Genomic DNA, 19,098 nt, shown 5'->3' on the forward strand with positions numbered 1-19,098 from the left:
GATATTATGCGTCGCGCTTTGCTCTTCGCTTTCGCTCTGTTCGCACTTCCCGCAGTCAACGCGGCAGACCTTCAACCTTTCTCCGCCAGCTACACCGCTGACTGGAAACAGCTGCCCATGAGCGGTGGCAGCGCCACCCGCAGCCTCGAGAAGAACGCCAACGGCACCTGGACCCTGAATTTCAAGGCATCGATGATGATCGCCAGCCTGACCGAAGTCAGCACGATCAAAGTCGACAAGGATCAACTGCTGCCGCAGACCTACCACTTCGAACGTGGCGGCCTGGGCAAGAGCAAAACGGTCGATCTGGTATTCGACTGGCCCACCAAATTCATCACCGGTTCGGACCGTGGCGACGCGGTGAAAATCCCGCTGAATGCCGGTGTCCTCGACAAGTCCACTTACCAGCTCGCGCTGCAGCATGACGTAGCGGCGGGCAAAAAGAGCATGTCGTACCAGGTCGTCGATGGTGACGAAGTCGACACCTATGACTTCCGCGTGCTCGGCACTGAAAAGGTCGAGACCAAAGTCGGTTCGGTCGACGCCATCAAGGTCGAACGCGTGCGTGACCCGACGCAGAACAAGCGCATCACCGTGATGTGGTTCGCCAAGGACTACGACTACCTGCTGGTTCGCCTGCAACAGGTTGAAACCGACGGCAAGGAATACAACATCATGCTGCAGGACGGCACGGTGAACGGTAAGTCGGTCAAGGGCAGTTAATTCAGCCAGCTGATTCACGCCCTGCATCGAGCGTAATACGAAAAACCCCGCCTTCATGGCGGGGTTTTTTTGGCGTCGATCAGTGATTCAGGCCTACATGAAACATTCTTCATGGCCTTCAACCGGGTGTGACAAAATGCCGCACACCCTTCAAATACAAGCATTTAGCGCACTGTTACGGATTTGGTAAATAACTGTTGCCGGATGCGCGCGTTTACTTGGTCGGCCGCCGAAAACTATAAAGAAGGCCTGCGACGTCCTGCCGCAGATTTCCAAAAGTCAGGAGTTTGCACTATGACCGTAACTGTTACTGAACGCGACGACGCCCACATCTCCCACGAAAGCATCGCCGATGGCATCCAGATCTGGGATGTACGCCAACAAGACCAGCTGGTAGGGATGTTTCATTACGAATCGGACGCACAGCGTTACGCAGCAGAGCTTGCCGAGCAAGAAGCAAAGCTTGAGGCCAGTCATTCGTAATTTCGGAATCGCAGCAAAACAAAACCCGCCACGTGGCGGGTTTTGTTGTTTTAGCTGAGTGAGCGACGGGCGCTTACCACATCAGGTCATCCGGGATCTTATACGCAGCGTACGGATCGTCGCCATCCGGCTCTTCGGTCGGCGCGCTGAGCATGACGATACGGCGCGGATCGCGCTCCTGCACCTTGAGGGCGGCTTCGCGGGGGATCACCTCGTAGCTGCCGCCGTGGTGCACGATGGCCAGCGAGCCGTTGCTCAGTTTGCTGCGCATCAGGGCGTTGACGGACAGGCGCTTGACCTTCTTGTCATCGACGAAGTTGTAGTAGTCCTCGGTGGTCAGCTTCGGCAGGCGCGTGGCTTCGATCAGTTGCTTGACCTGTGCCGCACGGGCTTTCTGCTCGATTTTTTCCTGCTGCTGACGATTCAATTCCTGGTCACGTTTGGCTTTCTCGGCCATCGCTTCCTGGGCAGCGCGCTGGCTGGTGTCGTCCGCCACCGCCTGGCCCTTGTGCACCAGACGTTGCTCCTTCTGCTTGCTCTTGCTGGCCTGCTTCGCCTGTTTTTCATTGACCAGTCCGGCTTTCAGCAACTGGTCACGAAGGGAAATACCCGCCATCTGTCTTCTCTCTCTAAATAGTCAACTCAACCGCAGTTGGGCGTGATCTTTTCCTGACGCTTGGCTTCGCCCCAGAGCGCATCCATCTCTTCGAGGCTGCAATCTTCGATGGGGCGCCGGGTGTCGCGCAAGGCCTGTTCGATAAATCTGAAGCGCCGCTCGAATTTGGCATTGGCGGCGCGCAGGGCATTTTCCGGATCAACCTTGAGGTGGCGGGCCAGATTGACGGCGGCAAACAGCAGATCGCCGACTTCTTCGGTGATCCCCGCGCTGTCGCTGTCAGCCATGGCTTTGAGGACTTCGTCGAGCTCCTCACGGACGTTATCGACCACCGGCAAGGCGTCCGGCCAGTCGAACCCGACCTGGGACGCGCGCTTCTGCAGCTTCGCCGCCCGCGACAGCGCCGGTAATACGCCCGGCACATCGTCCAGCAGGGACAGCTGCTCGGGTGCGCTGGCCTTCTCGGCACGTTCCTCGGCTTTGATCTGTTCCCAGCGGTGCTTGACCTGCTCTTCGCTGAGACGCGGGGTTTCCAGCGGCGCGTACAGATCGCCGGTCGGGAACACGTGGGGATGACGGCGAATCAGTTTGCGGGTGATACCGTCCACCACGCCATCGAACTCGAAGCGCCCTTCTTCCCGCGCCAGTTGGCAGTAGTACACCACTTGAAACAGCAGATCGCCCAGCTCACCGCGCAGGTCATCGAAATCGCCGCGCTCAATGGCGTCGGCCACTTCGTAGGCTTCTTCGAGGGTGTGCGGCACGATGCTCGCGTAATTCTGCTTCACGTCCCACGGGCAACCGAATTGCGGATCGCGCAGACGGGCCATGAGCGTGAGCAGGTCTTGGAGGCTATACATGAGGGATCCCTTTGGTCACAGCTTCAAGCGGCAAGCCACAAGCTTCAAGCCGTGCGCGTACAGCTTGCAGCTTGTGGCTTGTAGCTTGCAGCTACGCCTCACGGCGTTCTGTTTCGCCGCGTTTCGATGATGTTCGGCAGTTGCGAGATGCGCCCCAGCAGCCGGCCCAGCGCGTCCAGGCCCGGGATCTCGATGGTCAGCGACATCAGCGCGGTGTTGTCTTCCTTGTTCGAGCGGGTGTTGACCGCCAGGACGTTGATGCGCTCGTTGAGCAGGATCTGCGAAACGTCGCGCAGCAGGCCCGACCGGTCGTAGGCACGGATGATGATGTCCACCGGGTAGGTGAGCACCGGCACCGGGCCCCAGCTGACCTGAATGATCCGCTCGGGTTCGCGCCCGCCCAGTTGCAGCACCGAGGCGCAGTCCTGACGGTGAATGCTCACGCCGCGGCCCTGGGTGATGTAACCGACGATCGCATCGCCCGGCAGCGGCTGGCAGCAGCCGGCCATCTGGGTCATCAGGTTGCCGACGCCCTGGATCTGAATGTCCCCGCGCTTGCCCGGTTTGTAGCCCGTGGCCTTGCGTGGAATCAGCTCCAGCTGCTCGTTGCCGCGTTCCGGCTCGACCAGTTGCTGAGCCAGATTGACCAACTGAGCAATGCGCAGGTCGCCGGCACCGAGGGCTGCGAACATGTCGTCGGCGATCTTCATGTTGGCCTTCTCGGCCAGCTTGTCGAAGTCCACCTGAGGCAGCGCCAGACGCGCCAGTTCGCGCTCCAGCAGCACCTTGCCGGCGGCAACGTTCTGGTCGCGCGCCTGCAGCTTGAACCAGTGCACAATCTTCGCCCGCGCCCGGGAGGTGGTGATGTAACCCAGGTTCGAGTTCAGCCAGTCGCGGCTCGGCGTGCCGTGCTTGCTGGTGATGATCTCGACCTGCTCGCCGGTCTGCAGGCTGTAGTTCAGCGGGACGATGCGGCCGTTGATCTTGGCGCCACGGCAGTTGTGGCCGATTTCGGTGTGCACGCGGTAGGCGAAGTCCAGTGGCGTCGCGCCCTTGGGCAGGTCGATCGCGTGACCGTCCGGGGTGAACACGTAGACGCGGTCGGGCTCGATGTCGACGCGCAGCTGTTCCGCCAGCCCGCCGATATCACCCAGCTCCTCATGCCACTCGAGGACCTGACGCAGCCAGGAGATTTTCTCTTCGTAGTGATTGGAACCGGATTTGACGTCGGTGCCCTTGTACTTCCAGTGCGCGCAGACCCCCAGCTCGGCTTCTTCGTGCATGGCGTGGGTGCGGATCTGCACTTCCAGCACCTTGCCTTCCGGACCGATCACCGCCGTGTGCAGGGAGCGATAGCCGTTTTCCTTGGGGTTGGCGATGTAGTCGTCGAATTCCTTGGGAATGTGCCGCCACAGGGTGTGGACGATGCCGAGGGCGGTGTAGCAATCGCGCATCTCCGGCACCAGCACGCGAACGGCGCGCACGTCGTAGATCTGGCTGAACTCCAGACCTTTGCGCTGCATTTTTCGCCAGATCGAGTAGATGTGCTTGGCCCGGCCGCTGATGTCGGCTTTGACGCCGGTGGCCAGCAGCTCGTTCTCAAGCTGCGACATGACGTCGGTGATGAAGCGCTCGCGATCAAGGCGGCGTTCGTGCAGCAGTTTGGCGATCTGCTTGTACTGCTCGGGCTCCAGGTAGCGGAAGGACAGGTCCTCCAGCTCCCATTTGATGTGACCGATGCCCAGCCGGTGGGCCAGGGGCGCGTAGATGTCGAAGACTTCCCGGGCGACGCGGTTGCGCTTTTCATCGTCGGTGTTCTTCACCGCACGGATGGCGCAGGTGCGTTCGGCCAGCTTGATCAGCGCGACGCGCACGTCGTCGACCATGGCCACCAGCATCTTGCGCAGGTTTTCGACCTGGGCCTGGGTGCCGAGCACCAGCGATTGCCGCGGGCTGAGACTGGCGCTGATGGCCGCCATGCGCAGCACGCCGTCGATGAGCTTGGTGACGGTGGGGCCGAAGCGCTGGTTGACGTCGGGCAGCGAGATCTTGCCTTCGCGCACGCCGCGGTAAATCACGGCGGCGACGAGTGAGTCCTGGTCGAGCTTGAGGTCGGCCAGGATTTCAGCGATTTCCAGGCCCGTCTGAAAACTCGACGTGCCCTCCGCCCAGAGGTTCTTGGCGGCGTTGTCCTGTTGCTCGGCGTGCCGGGCAAATTCACAGGCCTCTTTAAGGGCCTGTCGGTCCACTGCGAGGTCGACGCTGACCACGTGATCCAGCCACGCGTCGAGGTTGATACTGCCGTCTGTGTTGATCGGCTGGTGGGGTCTCACCTGTACCATGTTGCTTACCTTCCCTACGGCGCGATGAAATGCGCCATCAGTCGCCGGCCTTCTTGAGCGCGTGCGCCTTGCGGGCCATGCAAGGTCGTGTACGCGCGGGCCAGTCGGATTAAACGAGACTCCGTGTAAGGCATCGGCATTTCCTGAGCCGCCGCCTCACTTGCTCGCTTCAAATAACGCCATCGCCTCGACATGCGCTGTCTGCGGGAACATATCGAGGATTCCGGCACGTTTTAAACGGTAGCCCTGCTTGATCAATTCAACCGTGTCGCGCGCCAGCGTGGCCGGGTTGCACGACACATAAAGGACGCGTTGAGCGCCCAGCGACTTGAGCTTGCCCACTGCTTCGACCGCCCCGTCACGCGGCGGATCGAGCAGCACTGCGGCGAAACCTTCCGCCACCCAGGCCGCCTTGTCCAGTGGCTGCGACAGATCGGCCTGATAAAACGTCACGTTGCTTAAACCGTTGCCGGCGGCATTGGCCGTCGCCCGCTGAACCATGGCCTCGACGCCCTCCACAGCCACCACGTCGCGCGTTATTTGCGCCAGCGGTAGGGCGAAGTTACCAAGCCCGCAGAACAAGTCCAGCACTCGTTCGTCCTTGTCCGGCGCGAGCCAGGCCAGCGCCTGTTCGATCATCGCGGTGTTGACCTGAGCATTGACCTGCACGAAGTCGCCAGGGCGATAGGCCAGGGACAGATTCCACGGTTCCAGGCGGTAGCCCAGTTGCGCGGAAGGGTCGACCGGTTGCGGTTCGCCTTCGCCGTGCAACCACAGTTGCGCGTCATGGGTGTCGCAAAATGCCTTGAGGATTGTGAGATCGCTCTCAGGCAACGGCGCAGTGTGCCGCAGCAGCACGGCATTGGCCGAACCGCTGAACAGCTCGACATGTCCCAGCGCCTGAGGTTTGCTCAGACGGCGGAGCATGGGCGCCAACGCTGTCATGATCGGTTGCAAGGCCTGTACCAGCACCGGGCATTGTTCGATGGCGATGATGTCCTGACTCGCGGCGGCGCGGAATCCGACGTCCAGGCGTTTGGCGCGGACGTCCCAGCGCACGGCGACGCGGGCGCGGCGGCGGTAGGCGTATTCATCGCCGATCAGGGGCGCGGCCCATTCCTGCGGCTCGACCCCGGCGATGCGGCTCAATTGCTCGGCAAGCATGCTCTGTTTCAGGGCGAGCTGTTCGGCGTGGGGCATGTGCTGGGTGCTGCAGCCGCCGCAACGGCCAAAATGCGGGCACGCGGCTGGCCGGCGCACAGGACTGGCCTGGAACACGCGCTCGGTGCGGGCTTCGACCACTTTGCCGTGGGCATTGAGCACGCGGGCCTCGACCTCTTCGCCGGCCAGACTGCCCATGACAAACCAGGTGCGGCCATCGACGAAAGCTATGCCGCGACCGTCGTTGGCCAGCCGCTCGATGGTCAGGCGTTGTTTTTTACCGGTGGGGACCTGCGCGGTCCGGGTGCCGCCGCTGGGCTGGAAACGCAGGCCTGCATCACGCTTGGCCATCAGTTGGGCGCATCGTAGACGCCGGTCGACAGGTAACGGTCGCCGCGGTCACAAATGATCGCGACCATCACCGCGTTTTCGACTTCCTGCGACAGCCGCAGCATCCCGGCGACGGAGCCGCCCGACGACACGCCGCAGAAAATACCTTCTTCCCGTGCCAGACGACGCATGACATCCTCGGCTTCGGCTTGGCCCATGTCCAGAATCCGGTCAACGCGGTCGGCCTGATAAATACTCGGCAGGTATTGCTGAGGCCAGCGGCGAATGCCCGGAATCGACGCGCCATCCATAGGCTGGAGGCCGACGATCTGGATGTCCGGGTTCTGTTCCTTGAGGAAGCGCGAAGTGCCCATGATGGTGCCGGTGGTGCCCATGGAGCTGATGAAATGGGTGACGGTGCCGCCGGTCTGCCGCCAGATTTCCGGGCCGGTGCCGACGTAGTGCGCCTGGGGATTGTCGCCGTTGGCGAACTGGTCGAGCACTTTGCCGTGGCCTTCGGCCTGCATGCGCTCGGCCATGTCACGGGCGCCTTCCATGCCCTCTTCCTTGCTGACCAGAATCAGCTCGGCGCCATAAGCGGTCATGGCGGCCTTGCGCTCGGCGCTGGAATTGTCGGGCATGATGAGAATCATGCGGTAGCCCTTGATCGCCGCGGCCATGGCCAGGGCGATGCCGGTGTTGCCGGAGGTGGCTTCGATCAGGGTGTCGCCGGGGTGGATCTGCCCGCGCAGTTCGGCGCGGGTAATCATCGACAGCGCCGGGCGGTCCTTCACGGAACCGGCCGGGTTATTGCCTTCGAGCTTGAGCAGCAACGTGTTGCTGGTGTTCCCGGCCATGCGTTGCAGACGCACCAGCGGGGTGTTGCCGACGCAATCGGCGATGGTTTGATACTGCAGGGTCATGGCGTGTTCGCGATCCAGACGTGCGGGGGTCGCCTATCATACCGGCAATCGCCGCCAGCCCATATCACGCAAAGTGAGGGGGTTATCGCTGAATGGAATAAGGCGGATTGTTTCGCGCCGGCAACCGCATGATCATCCTCAAGCCCTGCCCGGTGTTCTCCGCCCACAAGTCCCCGCCCTGCAGGCGCAGCGAGTTGCGCGCGATGCTCAGACCCAGGCCGAAACCACCGTCGCCGGGGCGGGCGCCGTCCAGACGGGTGAACGGCGCGAAGATCCGCTCGAGATCGCCCTCGTCGATCCCGCCGCCTTGATCTTCGAGCCACAAAAGCCAGTCATCGCCCTCACGCCGACCGTCCAGGCGCACGATGCCCTCGGGCGGTGAGTGGCGGATGGCATTGCGCAGAATGTTTTCCAGCGCCTGGGCCAGGGTGTTGAGATGGCCACTGACCCAGCACTCGCTGTCCAGATCACAGCGCAATTGACGGGACGGCCAGCAGGTTTCGAAACAGGCGTCATCCACCAGCATCTCCCACAGCGCCGCCACCTGAATGTCCTCACCGGGGAGTTTTTCGCGATCCGTGTCGAGCCAGGCGAGTTGCAGGGTGTCGTCCACCAGCCGGCGCATGCCATCCACCTCCCGGCTCAGGCGCTCGCGCAGTTCGGGCAGGCTTTGCTCGCTGTCGCACGCCACCCGCAGGCGACTCAGGGGCGTGCGCAGTTCGTGGGAAAGATCGCGCAGTAACTGCTGCTGAACCTGCACCGTCGAATGCAGGCGCGCGGCCATGTGGTCGAAGGCGCGGTTCAGCTCACCCAGTTCATCACGGCGCTCGGTCATTTGCGGCGACAGTCGGCTGGTCAGCCGATCGGCGCGCCATGCGTTGGCCTGTTCACGCAGTTGATTGAGGGGGCGAATCAGCAGGCGATACAGCCCGACGCACAACAGCAGGGTGAACAGCGCGGGAATCAGCCCGTTGGTGAGGATCTGCCCGATCAGCGCATAACGGCCCGGCTTGAAGCGCTCCGGCAGTTCGATCACCAGACTGCCCGCGTCCGGGTTGCCGGGAAACGGGATCTTCAGCCAGGGCACGGTTTTCTGCCGCGTGCTCATCGGCCAGTCGATGCCGCGCATGAAGGTCAGGCGCTGGAACTGCTCGCGGGTCAGCCGCGCGCTGCCGAGTGATTGCAAATCGCTGCCGATGACCCCGACCCAGCCGGGTTCCTGCTGACGGACCTGCTTCAGCCATTCGTCGACGCCGCGCCGGCCACCCCGGCTCCACGCCCGTTCGGCCTGCGCCGCATAGTCGTTCAGCACCTGATGGGCCTCGGCGTTGAGATAGGCGTTGCGGGTCTCGATGTAGCGGCCCCAATACCAGCTGAGCCAGATCATCAGCAGGCAGAAGCCGACCAGCAGGACCGCCAGTTTCCAGAACAGCGAATGCCGGCCGGGCAGCCGTTTGCGTGACTCAGGCATTCACCACCTCAAGCATCCGCCACCGCCGCCGTGAGGACGTAGCCTTTGCCCCAGACCGTGCGCAGCTGCCGCGCCTGATAGCCGACGGCGTTGAGCTTGCGACGAATCTGGCTGATGTGCATGTCCAGGCTGCGGTCATGCCGCGAGTAGCCGCGCTGCAAGACGTGCTGATAGAGGAAGGCTTTGCTGAGGACGTCTTCGGGATTGCGCCACAGGGTTTCCAGCAGACGGTATTCGCTGCCGGTCAATTGCGCCGGGGCGTCGGCGAAGAAGACGTCACAGCGCGCTTCGTCGAAGGTCAAACTGTCTTCATCGACTTTTTCGACGCTGGGCTCGGGCTCGATCGCCGTCAGGGCGTGGAAGCGACGTTCCAGGTCGACCCGGCGCAGGATCGCCTCGATGCGCACCCGCAGTTCATCGACGCTGAAGGGTTTGGGCAGGTAATCGTCGGCGCCGTTCTGGAAGCCGGTGATGCGGTCGGCCTCGGCGCCGAGGGCAGACATGAGGATGATCGGCATGCTGTGGCGGCGACGCAGATGGGTGAGGATGTCGAGGCCGTTCATGCCCGGCAGCAGGATGTCCATCACCACCACGTCGAACGGTTCGCGTTGCGCGCAGGCCAGCCCTTCGACGCCGTTCTGGCACCAGGTCACCTGAAACCCGCAACGATCAAGCTGATCATGAACGAACGCACCGAGCACGACATCGTCCTCGATGGCGAGTATGTGGGGGCGGTGAGTGCTGGCGGGAGTCATTGGCGTCTGCGATTGATTCTCAAGCAGCGGATTATTCAAGATTGCGCGCCATGGGGCAATGCCGGCCTGCCGGCGATGCGTTCTCCAATGGGAGCAACGTGCTTCGGTAGGACCGGGTTTAGCCGGGAAGAGGCCGGTTTGGGCACCGTCAAATTTCGCGGTGTGACCTCCAATACCTTTCCGGCTAAAGCCAGTCCTACGAGGGGAGTGTCCAGTTCCATCAGGTCGGCACGCGTCGGCGCACTGTGTGCACGAGGCGCAAATGACTACACTGCGCAGTGATCGAGCGCCACACGCTGCATTGGCGCGGCGGTTGCCTGAATTCATGCCGGGTTGTTGGAGAAGAAGTGTGCTGAGAAAAGTGGGCATCAAAGGCCGCGTCATGCTGCTGACTCTGCTGCCGGCGTGCCTGATGGCGGCGCTGCTGGGCGGGTATTTCACCTGGATGCAGCTCACCGAGTTGCAGACCCAGTTGCTCAAGCGTGGCGAGATGATTGCCAACGAGCTGGCGCCGCTGTCTGCCGCCGCGCTGGCCAGCGGTGACCAGGCCATGCTCGAACGCATCGCCGGCCAGGTGCTGGAGCAGGCCGACGTGCGCGCGGTGTCGTTCCTCAATGCCGAGCGGGGAATGCTGGCCCACGCCGGTCCCAGCATGATCAATCAGGCCCCCATCGGTAACAGCACGCACATGCTGCAGCGCTCGGAAAACGACGCGACCCGCTACCTGATGCCGGTGTTCGGGCGCAGTCGCCACCTCACCGGCGATGTGGTTCCCGCCGAAGCCGACCGCCTGCTCGGCTGGGTCGAGCTGGAGCTGTCCCACAACGGCACCCTGCTGCGCGGTTATCGCAGCCTGTTCGCCAGCCTCATCCTGATTGTCATCGGTCTCGGTCTGACCGCCATTCTGTCGCTGCGCATGAGCCGCACCATCAACGGCCCGATCACCCAGATCAAACACGTCGTCGCCCAGCTCAAGGACGGTAATCTGGAAGCGCGATTGCCGCCCATGGGCAGTTACGAGCTGGACGAACTGGGGTCGGGCATCAACCGCATGGCGGCGACGTTGCAGAACGCCCAGGAAGAATTGCAGCACAGCATCGAGCAGGCCACCGAAGACGTGCGCCAGAACCTGGAAACCATCGAGATCCAGAACATCGAGCTGGACCTGGCGCGCAAGGAAGCCCTGGAGGCCAGCCGGATCAAATCCGAGTTTCTGGCGAATATGAGCCATGAAATCCGCACGCCACTCAACGGCATCCTCGGCTTCACCCACCTGTTGCAGAAAAGCGAACTGACACCGCGTCAGTACGATTACCTGGGCACCATCGAAAAATCCGCCGACAACCTGTTGAGCATCATCAACGAGATTCTGGATTTCTCGAAGATCGAGGCCGGCAAGCTGGTCCTCGACGCGATCCCGTTCAACCTGCGCGACCTGCTGCAGGACACCCTGACCATCCTCGCCCCCGCCGCCCACGCCAAACAGCTGGAGCTGGTGAGCCTGGTCTATCGCGACACGCCACTGTCGCTGGTGGGCGATCCGCTGCGCTTGCGGCAGATTCTGACCAACCTGGTCAGCAACGCGATCAAGTTCACCCGCGAGGGCACCATCGTTGCGCGGGCGATGCTGGAGGAGGAACACGACACCACCGTGCAGTTGCGCATCAGCGTGCAGGACACCGGCATCGGCCTGTCCAGCCAGGATGTGCGGGCGTTGTTCCAGGCGTTCAGCCAGGCGGACAATTCCCTGTCGCGGCATTCCGGCGGGACCGGCCTGGGGCTTGTGATTTCCAAGCGGCTGGTCGAGCAAATGGGCGGCGAGATCGGCGTCGAGAGCACGCCGGGGGAAGGTTCGGAGTTCTGGATCAGCCTGACGCTGCCGAAAACCCGCGACGACCTCGAAGACCTGCCCGCCCCGCCGCTGCTGGGCCGTCGAGTGGCGGTGCTGGAGCATCACGACCTGTCGCGTCAGGCGCTTGAGCATCAGCTGGAAGACTGCGGTCTGCAGCCGATGGTCTTCAACAATCTGGAAAACCTCATCAACGGCGTGACGGTGGTGCACCAGACGCCCCACGCCATCGACATGGCCGTGCTCGGCGTCACCGCCCACGAACTGCCGCCCGAGCGCCTGCGCCAGCAGATCTGGGACCTGGAAAACCTCAACTGCAAAGTGCTGGTGCTGTGCCCGACCACCGAACAGGCGCTGTATCAGTTTTCCGTGCCCGACGCCTACAACCAGTTGCAGGCCAAACCTGCGTGTACGCGCAAACTGCGCCGCGCGCTGTCGGAGCTGATCCAGCCCAAGCAGTTGCGCAACGAGGTGCCGGAGCCGCTGTCGAGCCGGCCGCCGCGCATTCTCTGCGTCGACGACAACCCGGCCAATCTGTTGCTGGTGCAGACCTTGCTCGAAGACATGGGTGCCAAGGTCAAGGCTGTCGACAGTGGTTATGCGGCGGTGCAAGCGGTGCAGGATGAACCCTTCGATCTGGTGCTGATGGACGTGCAGATGCCGGGCATGGACGGGCGTCAGGCCACCGAAGAAATTCGCAGCTGGGAGAGCGAGCGTCAGGCCACGTCGCTGCCTATTGTCGCCCTGACCGCCCACGCCATGGCCAACGAGAAACGCGCGCTGTTGCAGAGCGGCATGGACGATTACCTGACCAAGCCGATCAGCGAGCGCCAACTGGCGCAGGTGGTGCTGAAGTGGACCGGGCTGGCGCTGCGCAATCAAGCGCCGGAGCGGCCGATCGAAATCGCTCAGGGCGGCATCAATCTGCAGGTCCTTGATCACGAAGAAGGGCTGCGGCTGGCGGCGGGCAAAGCCGATCTGGCGGCGGACATGCTGGCGATGCTGCTGGCCTCCCTCGCCACTGACCGCGAGGCCATCCTCACTGCACGCGAGGCCAGGGACAACGTCGCGCTGATCGAACGCGTCCACCGCCTCCACGGCGCCACCCGTTACTGCGGCGTCCCGCAATTGCGCGCGGCGTGCCAGCGCAGCGAGACCCTGCTGAAGCAGGAATCGGCGGACAGCGACAAGGCCCTGGATGAACTGGAGAAGGCCATCAGCCGACTGGAAACCGAGGCGCGCGTGACGGCTTGATCCAGGTCACTGATTTTTGCTCTGTGATGGATAGGCTGCGGGGGGTGGGTCAGGTCAAATGAAGGGCGTTGACAGGACGCCTTCGCGAGCAAGCTCACTCCCACAGGACCTTTGTTTGCTGCGACAGCCATACGTCAGGCCATTTAAGGAGCAACCATGCGCACGCTTGTTTACAGCAGCCAGACCTACGACCGCGAGAGTTTTCTTGGCGCGCAGATCGCCGCGGAAATCGAGCTGCATTTCCAGCCCGCGCGGTTGACGCTGGACACCGTGGCGCTGGCCGATCAGTACGAGGTGGTCTGCGCGTTCATCAACGATGACCTGAGCGCACCGGTGCTGGAGCAACTGGCCGCAGGCGGCACCCGATTAATAGCCCTGCGCTCGGCCGGTTTCAATCACGTTGATCTCGCCGTCGCCAAGCGCTTGGGCCTCAGCGTCGTGCGGGTTCCGGCCTACTCGCCCCATGCCGTCGCAGAACATGCGGTGGCATTGATCCTCTCGCTGAACCGCCATCTGCACCGCGCCTACAACCGCACCCGCGACGGTGATTTCAGCCTGCACGGCCTGACCGGTTTCGATCTGGTGGGCAAGACCGTCGGCGTGGTCGGCACCGGCCAGATCGGGGCGACGTTCGCGCGGATCATGGCGGGCTTCGGCTGCCAATTGCTGGCCTACGATCCGTACCCCAACCCGCGGGTCGAAGCACTGGGCGCCCGTTATCTGCCCCTCGACGAACTGCTCGCCGAAGCGCAGATCATCAGCCTGCATTGCCCGCTCAACGATCACACCCGGCACCTGATCAACCCGGATTCGCTGTCGCGCATGCAGCACGGCGCGATGCTGATCAATACCGGGCGCGGCGCGCTGGTGAACACGCCGGCGCTGATCGACGCGCTCAAAAGCGGTCAGTTGGGCTACCTCGGACTGGACGTCTATGAAGAGGAAGCGCAGCTGTTTTTCGAGGACCGCTCGGACCTGCCACTGCAGGACGATGTGCTGGCGCGCCTGCTGACATTCCCCAATGTGGTCATCACCGCCCATCAAGCGTTTTTGACCAAAGAAGCCCTCGGCGCCATCGCCCAGACGACGCTGGATAACATCACCGGCTGGGCGGCGGGCAGCCCGCAGAATCTGGTGCAGTAAGCATGCGTGCTGCCGGTCACAGGGTGGTCGGCCGCGAGAACTCATCCTCTAAAGTGTTAGCATGCGCGCCTATTTGGAGACCCCCATGGCCGAACACGATTTCCGTTACAGCATGCTCACCCCGCAACACACCCTCATCGAATGCCGCAGCCTCGCCGTCGGTCGTTATCAAGTGACCGGCAACGGCGGCTCGATCAAGCCCGACGACGTGCTGCTGGTCACCGTCAAAGGCAGCAAAGAGCTGTTCATGCGCCTGAACGTAGAAAAAGTCCGCCACCTGATCAACCCGACCGGTCAGTGGGTGGCCGTCGCCAACGGCCCGGCGTTCACCGAGCTGGCGATCCATCACTGGAAAGTCAACTGCAACGACTGCGGCAAAGAGCGCGACATCGAGTTCATGGTTGACGGCAAGGACGGCAAAAAAGCCCTCAAGCCTGCCGCCACCGCGCGCATCGAGGAGCTGGGCTGGAAGGTCGTCGGCGAAAACCACCTCTGCCCTGCCTGCGCGAAGAAAGCCGCATGAAACCGCTTCTGCTGACACTGCTGGCGGGCACCCTGCTGGCGGGATGCGCCACCGAATCCCCTGCCCTCAAGCAGGACCATGGTTACGTGCTGGAATGGATCGGTGAACGGCCGTTGATCGACAACAGTCACCTGACCATGACCCTCGGCAACGACGGCCGCGCCTACGGCAATGCCGGCTGCAATCACTGGTTCGCGTCATACCAGTTGCAGGGCGATGCCATCACCTTCGGCCCGGTCGGCAGCACCCGCAAACTGTGCGCGCCGGCGCTGATGGAGCAGGAACACCGATTCCTTGAAGCGATGGGCAAGGTGCAGAGGTGGGATGTGTCGCCCATCGAGCAATTGCGGTTGTGGCCGGCGCAGGGCAAACCGTTGCGGTTTTGGCTGGAAGAGGACTGAATGCAGTAGTCCACGGGCATCGCCATCCTGCGCATATAGCCGGATGCCGCAGGCCGCTCATGCAGCCCGCGCTTTGGCCGATAGCCCTTACACCGTGTTCCCTCCCATTGATGCACGACTTGCCAGGCGTGCCCGAGAGTACGGATTGGACCCTTGGAGCCCACTTGATCAGTATTTTGTCATCGCGCCTTGAGCTGGTTCGACGCTTTGCCCGCACTCGGCGGAGCAAACCGGCTCGTTATGCGGGCGCACTTCTGATAGTGATGCTGTGCTGCGCGCTTCGTTCGCTGCTTCCCTTCACCGCCCTGCCCTACCTGTTTTTCATTCCCGGATTGATGTTCATCGGCTTTTGCTTCGGGGTCGGGCCATCCGCTTTTGGTTGCGTGCTTGCGGTTCTCACTGCGCAATATTTTTTCATCGGCGAAATCGGTTTCAACGACGGGTTTTCGACCTGGGCCAGCAGCGCGAGCTTCGCATTGGTGACCTTCGGCATGTCAGTCATCTGCGCATTGTTCCAGAAGAGCTTGAACGCGCTTTCCGATCTCAATGATCGTCTGGAGCTTGAGGTTGAGCGGCGCACCCTTGAGCGGGATGGCATCTGGAATGTCTCCCCCGACCTGATCTGCATGCTGTCCGAACGTGGCGAAGTCGTTGCGATGAATCCCTCCTGGCAAACCGAGACGGGACACGCCGAACATGCACTCAAAGACGGGGCATTTTTCAGCTTTATCTCTCCTTCGCAGTTGTCCGATGCCTTGCGCAGACTCAGCGAGCTGCCGGTCGCTGAGCTCGATAGCCAGGGCCCGCGCAGCAATGGGACGCCGTTGCACCTGAACTGGCGAATTGCACGTCGCGAGGGGCATTATTTCGCGGTGGCCCGAGACATCTCTCTTCAAAAAGAACGCGAGGAAGCGTTCGAAGAGGTCAGGTCGCAATTACAGCAAAGTCAGAAAATGGAAGCGGTCGGTCAGCTGACCGGCGGTCTGGCCCATGACTTCAACAACCTGCTGACAGTGATCACCAGCAGCCTGGACATGCTCGAACAACGCCTTGCCCAAGGCAGGCACGCCGAACTTCAACGATACGTGGGTCTGGCCCGCAATGCCTCCGATCGCGCCGCCTCCCTCACCCATCGTCTGTTGGCCTATGCAAGGCGCCAGACACTGGCAAGTACGGTCATCGATCCGGCCTTATTGGTTCAGGAAATGGAGGACCTGATCAGCAGAACGCTGACCCCTCGTATAGAGCTGGAGGTACTGGCGGCCAAGGACGCGGTGCTGTGCTTTTGCGACGCGCACCAGTTGGAAAACGCGCTACTGAACCTGTGCATCAATGCGCGCGACGCCATGCCGCAAGGTGGCCGGCTACAGATTGAGGTCACCGCTGTGCGCATCGAGCCGGCGCAAGCCACCGGGACGCTGAGCGCAGGTGGATATGCACGTTTCAGTGTCAGCGATACCGGCACAGGTATGCCGCGCAGCGTGCTCGATCGTGCATTCGATCCGTTCTTCACAACCAAGCCACTGGGTTCCGGCACTGGCCTGGGGCTTTCGATGGTCCACGGCTTTGCCCGACAATCATCCGGGGACGTCCAGATCGAGTCGCAGGTAGGTAAAGGCACGACGGTGAACCTGTTTCTGCCCTTGCATCAAGGTACGGCACCGGCTCCAGGGGTCGTCTTGCCAACGGCGGCCGAGGACAAGGCTCACACGCTGAGCGGGTCCATATTGGTGGTCGACGATGAGGACGCCATCCGCGATCTGATCAGTGAGACACTGTTGGACATGGGCTATCAGGTCGCCACGGCGGCAACCGCTGCGCAGGCGCTACAGCAGCTAGAGCGACTGCCTGAGGTCAGCTTGCTCATCACCGATATCGGTCTGGCGGGCGGCATGAGTGGCGATGAATTAGCCGTAGCCGCGCTGGATGCGCGACCCACGCTCAAGGTCTTGTTCATCTCCGGTTTCGCCGAAAACAGCATCCCTGCGATCGCCTTGAAAAGCGGCCAGACTGAATTGCTGCTCAAGCCTTTCGCAATGAAACACCTCAAGACGCTGACCCAGCAATTACTGACGTCAGGCTGAACCCACTCACCTTTAGAGCCTGGGAGCAATCATCGGGTCGCCGGCAATGGCTGGAACTCGCCGCGCTCAAGGTTTTGCACCCGGTTGCCCATGGCGTCTGTGGCATTGAGATCCGCGCCTTTGGCGGCCAGTGCGTCAAGCACATCCTTGCGATGGAACAGCGCCGCGTACATGGCCGCCGTTTGCCCCGCGTTATTGCGTTGATCGGGCGCGCAATTAGCGGCGACCAGTTGCCGAGCAATGCTGAGTTCACCTTTGAAGATCGCCCCCATCAACGCCGTGTTGCCCCTCAGATCTTTTGCGCAGGGATCAGCGCCCGCGTTCAGCAGTTGGGTCACGGTGGATTGTTGGCCGTGGTAAGCGGCGAGAATCAGGGCGGTGTAGCCCTTTTCGTCCTGAACATTCAGGTCGAATTTGGCATTGATGAATTCATTGAGCATGTCTTGTCGGCCCTCTCGGGCGGCTTGAAAAAACAGCTCTTTCAGTTGCGTCTGGGTGTCGGCGGTGCTGCCGGTATCTGACGGCCCGGCGTGGACCAGGCTCGCGGTCAGATACAGCAACAACGCGTAAAAGGTTCTGCGCATGTGTTGTCCTCCAAGAGGTGATGTCCTCAACAGCCTCGGCCCGCTGTGCCAACGGGCCGAGGGGGTCGGTCAGTCCTTCAGTGCAGCGGCCAGCTGCTTGACCTTGGCCAGGTCGCCATTGGCAACCTTGGTCACGCCGGTGCCGTATTCCGGATCGGCCTTGTAGAGGTACGACAGCATGATGTTCTTGCTTTCGGTATCGGTGGTCGCCAGGGATTCACCAAAACTCTGAATCAGGTCCTTGCGGTCCTTCTCGCTGTAGGAACGATACAAATCGCCCGCCTGTTTGAAGTTTTGCTCCTTCTGGGTCTTGGCCTGTTGTGTGCTGCCGGTCAGTGGCAGTTGGCTGTAGCGCGCCTCTTCAGCCGCTGGACGCGGATTGAGTCGGCTTGGCTCGTAGTTCACGCCGGTAGTGGTATGACCGGTATTCAGCGCGCCGTCTTGGTTGCCGTTGTTGACCTTGACCCGTGGCGCGTTGATCGGGAGGCTCAGCACGTTAGTGCCCACGCGATAGAGCTGGGTGTCAGCGTAGGAAAATACCCGGCCTTGCAGCAGGCGGTCTTCCGAAGGCTCGATACCCGGCACAACGTTGGCGGGCGCCATGGCGACCTGCTCGGTTTCCTGGAAGTAGTTATCCACATTCTTGTTCAGGACCATCTGGCCGATTTTGCGCTCGGGAATATTGGGCCAGATTTTGGTGGCGTCCAGCGGGTCGAAGTCGAACTTCGCCAGGTCCTCAGGCTTGACCACCTGGACGTACAGGTCCCACTTCGGAAAATCGCCCTTGTTGATGGCGGCTACCAGATCGTTGGTCAGGTGGCTGTAGTCCTTGGACTGCACTTCAGCGACCTGCTTGGGATCGAGGTTTTTCAGGCCCTGCAGGCTTTTCCAGTGAAACTTCACATAGTTGACTTCACCCTTGGCGTTCACCAGTTTGTAGGCGTGTACGCCGTTGCCGTCCATGGTGCGATAGCTGGCCGGTGTGCCTTCGTTGGAGTACAGCAAGGTCAACGTGCGGGTGGCTTCCGGGACGTGGGAGAAGAAGTCGAAACGTCGGGAGTCGTCATCCAGGTTGGTGCGCGGGTCAGGCTTGAAAGCGTGGACCATGTCCGGGAACTTGATCGCGTCACGGATGAAAAACGTCGGGAAGTTGTTACCGACCAGGTCCCAATTGCCGTCGGCGGTGTAGAACTTGGTGGCGAAGCCGCGGGGGTCACGCAGGGTTTCAGGGGAGTGGTTGCCGTGGACAACGGCTGAAAACCGTACGAACACCGGGGTGTGCTCGCCCTTGCTGAAGACCTTGGCTTTGCTCAGGTCGGAGGCGTCGTCGGAGGCAACGAATTCGCCATGCACGCCCGTACCGCGAGCATGCACGACCCGCTCCGGAATGCGTTCACGATCAAAGCGCTGGAGTTTTTGCAGCAATTGCACATCTTGCAGGAGGACCGGGCCGTTGGGGCCGGCGGTTTGGGAGTTCTGGTTGTCGCCAACGGCGGCGCCGTTGTCGCGGGTCAAGGTGTCTGCGTACGCTGCAGAACTGACCATCAGACTCGCGCCAATCAGGCTGGCGGCGATGGGGGATCGGGGTAAGTACAT

16 protein-coding genes are annotated in these 19,098 nt (G+C 62.0%); 7 read left to right on the top strand and 9 right to left on the bottom strand.

All coding sequences use genetic code 11. The annotated features are described in order from the left end of the window. The first annotated feature begins 6 nt into the window (after positions 1-6). Together IFT99_RS17450 and IFT99_RS17455 are read left to right on the top strand one after the other, a co-directional pair. Positions 7-723 carry a DUF3108 domain-containing protein gene (locus IFT99_RS17450; protein ID WP_192133860.1) on the top strand — a complete coding sequence of 239 codons (717 nt, stop codon included), beginning with the start codon at positions 7-9 and terminating at the stop codon, positions 721-723. 294 nt (positions 724-1,017) lie between these two features. After that, complete coding sequence (locus IFT99_RS17455; RefSeq protein ID WP_065992874.1) at positions 1,018-1,206, top strand: hypothetical protein; 189 nt, start codon at positions 1,018-1,020, stop codon at positions 1,204-1,206. 73 nt (positions 1,207-1,279) lie between these two features. Here the strand turns inward: IFT99_RS17455 and IFT99_RS17460 are convergent, their stop codons facing one another. The 7 genes from IFT99_RS17460 to IFT99_RS17490 all read right to left on the bottom strand — a co-directional run bounded on the left by IFT99_RS17460 (position 1,280) and on the right by IFT99_RS17490 (position 9,664). Further along, positions 1,280-1,822: a DUF2058 domain-containing protein gene (locus tag IFT99_RS17460; RefSeq protein ID WP_065992872.1), complete on the bottom strand. Its 543-nt coding sequence runs from the start codon at positions 1,820-1,822 to the stop codon at positions 1,280-1,282. 26 nt (positions 1,823-1,848) lie between these two features. Next, a complete protein-coding gene (mazG, locus tag IFT99_RS17465; RefSeq protein WP_192133861.1) occupies positions 1,849-2,682 on the bottom strand; it encodes a nucleoside triphosphate pyrophosphohydrolase in 834 nt (277 codons plus the stop codon). A 98-nt stretch (positions 2,683-2,780) separates the two neighbouring features. Further along, positions 2,781-5,024, bottom strand: a complete 2,244-nt coding sequence (relA, locus tag IFT99_RS17470) for a GTP diphosphokinase (RefSeq protein ID WP_065992867.1) — start codon at positions 5,022-5,024, stop codon at positions 2,781-2,783. Between the two features lie 156 nt (positions 5,025-5,180). After that, positions 5,181-6,536 carry a 23S rRNA (uracil(1939)-C(5))-methyltransferase RlmD gene (gene rlmD / locus IFT99_RS17475; protein ID WP_192133864.1) on the bottom strand — a complete coding sequence of 452 codons (1,356 nt, stop codon included), beginning with the start codon at positions 6,534-6,536 and terminating at the stop codon, positions 5,181-5,183. Further along, on the bottom strand, positions 6,536-7,438 hold the full coding sequence (gene cysM / locus IFT99_RS17480) for a cysteine synthase CysM (protein ID WP_192133866.1): 903 nt from the start codon (positions 7,436-7,438) through the stop codon (positions 6,536-6,538). Before cysM ends, rlmD begins: the two co-directional genes overlap by 1 nt. An 82-nt stretch (positions 7,439-7,520) precedes the next feature. Continuing rightward, entirely contained in the window at positions 7,521-8,909 is a 1,389-nt protein-coding gene (locus IFT99_RS17485; RefSeq protein WP_192133868.1) for a sensor histidine kinase, read from the bottom strand. A gap of 8 nt (positions 8,910-8,917) precedes the next feature. Next, positions 8,918-9,664, bottom strand: coding sequence for a response regulator transcription factor (locus tag IFT99_RS17490; protein ID WP_192134061.1), 747 nt, complete (start codon positions 9,662-9,664; stop codon positions 8,918-8,920). A 349-nt stretch (positions 9,665-10,013) separates the two neighbouring features. Here IFT99_RS17490 and IFT99_RS17495 point away from each other — a divergent pair, with 349 nt between their 5' ends. From IFT99_RS17495 to IFT99_RS17515, 5 genes are all read left to right on the top strand, one after another. Then, positions 10,014-12,767: a response regulator gene (locus tag IFT99_RS17495; protein WP_065992855.1), complete on the top strand. Its 2,754-nt coding sequence runs from the start codon at positions 10,014-10,016 to the stop codon at positions 12,765-12,767. Positions 12,768-12,923: 156 nt separating this feature from the next. Beyond that, positions 12,924-13,910 carry a 2-hydroxyacid dehydrogenase gene (locus IFT99_RS17500; protein ID WP_192133870.1) on the top strand — a complete coding sequence of 329 codons (987 nt, stop codon included), beginning with the start codon at positions 12,924-12,926 and terminating at the stop codon, positions 13,908-13,910. A gap of 85 nt (positions 13,911-13,995) precedes the next feature. Next, the gene (locus IFT99_RS17505; RefSeq protein WP_192133872.1) at positions 13,996-14,433 is read left to right on the top strand and encodes a hypothetical protein; all 438 of its coding nucleotides are present in this window, start codon (positions 13,996-13,998) and stop codon (positions 14,431-14,433) included. Next, the gene (locus IFT99_RS17510) at positions 14,430-14,834 is read left to right on the top strand and encodes an META domain-containing protein (protein ID WP_192133874.1); all 405 of its coding nucleotides are present in this window, start codon (positions 14,430-14,432) and stop codon (positions 14,832-14,834) included. The genes IFT99_RS17505 and IFT99_RS17510 overlap by 4 nt, the downstream gene beginning before the upstream one ends. A 59-nt stretch (positions 14,835-14,893) precedes the next feature. Beyond that, positions 14,894-16,918: an ATP-binding protein gene (locus tag IFT99_RS17515; RefSeq protein WP_192133876.1), complete on the top strand. Its 2,025-nt coding sequence runs from the start codon at positions 14,894-14,896 to the stop codon at positions 16,916-16,918. A gap of 29 nt (positions 16,919-16,947) precedes the next feature. Here IFT99_RS17515 and IFT99_RS17520 read toward each other — a convergent pair whose 3' ends face one another. Beyond that, a complete protein-coding gene (locus IFT99_RS17520) occupies positions 16,948-17,502 on the bottom strand; it encodes an ankyrin repeat domain-containing protein (protein ID WP_192133878.1) in 555 nt (184 codons plus the stop codon). Positions 17,503-17,571: 69 nt separating this feature from the next. Continuing rightward, positions 17,572-19,047, bottom strand: a complete 1,476-nt coding sequence (gene katB / locus IFT99_RS17525) for a catalase KatB (RefSeq protein WP_065993239.1) — start codon at positions 19,045-19,047, stop codon at positions 17,572-17,574. Positions 19,048-19,098 lie beyond the last annotated feature (51 nt).

The organism is Pseudomonas sp. CFBP 8772 (assembly GCF_014841665.1).
Taxonomy (GTDB): domain Bacteria; phylum Pseudomonadota; class Gammaproteobacteria; order Pseudomonadales; family Pseudomonadaceae; genus Aquipseudomonas; species Aquipseudomonas graminis_B.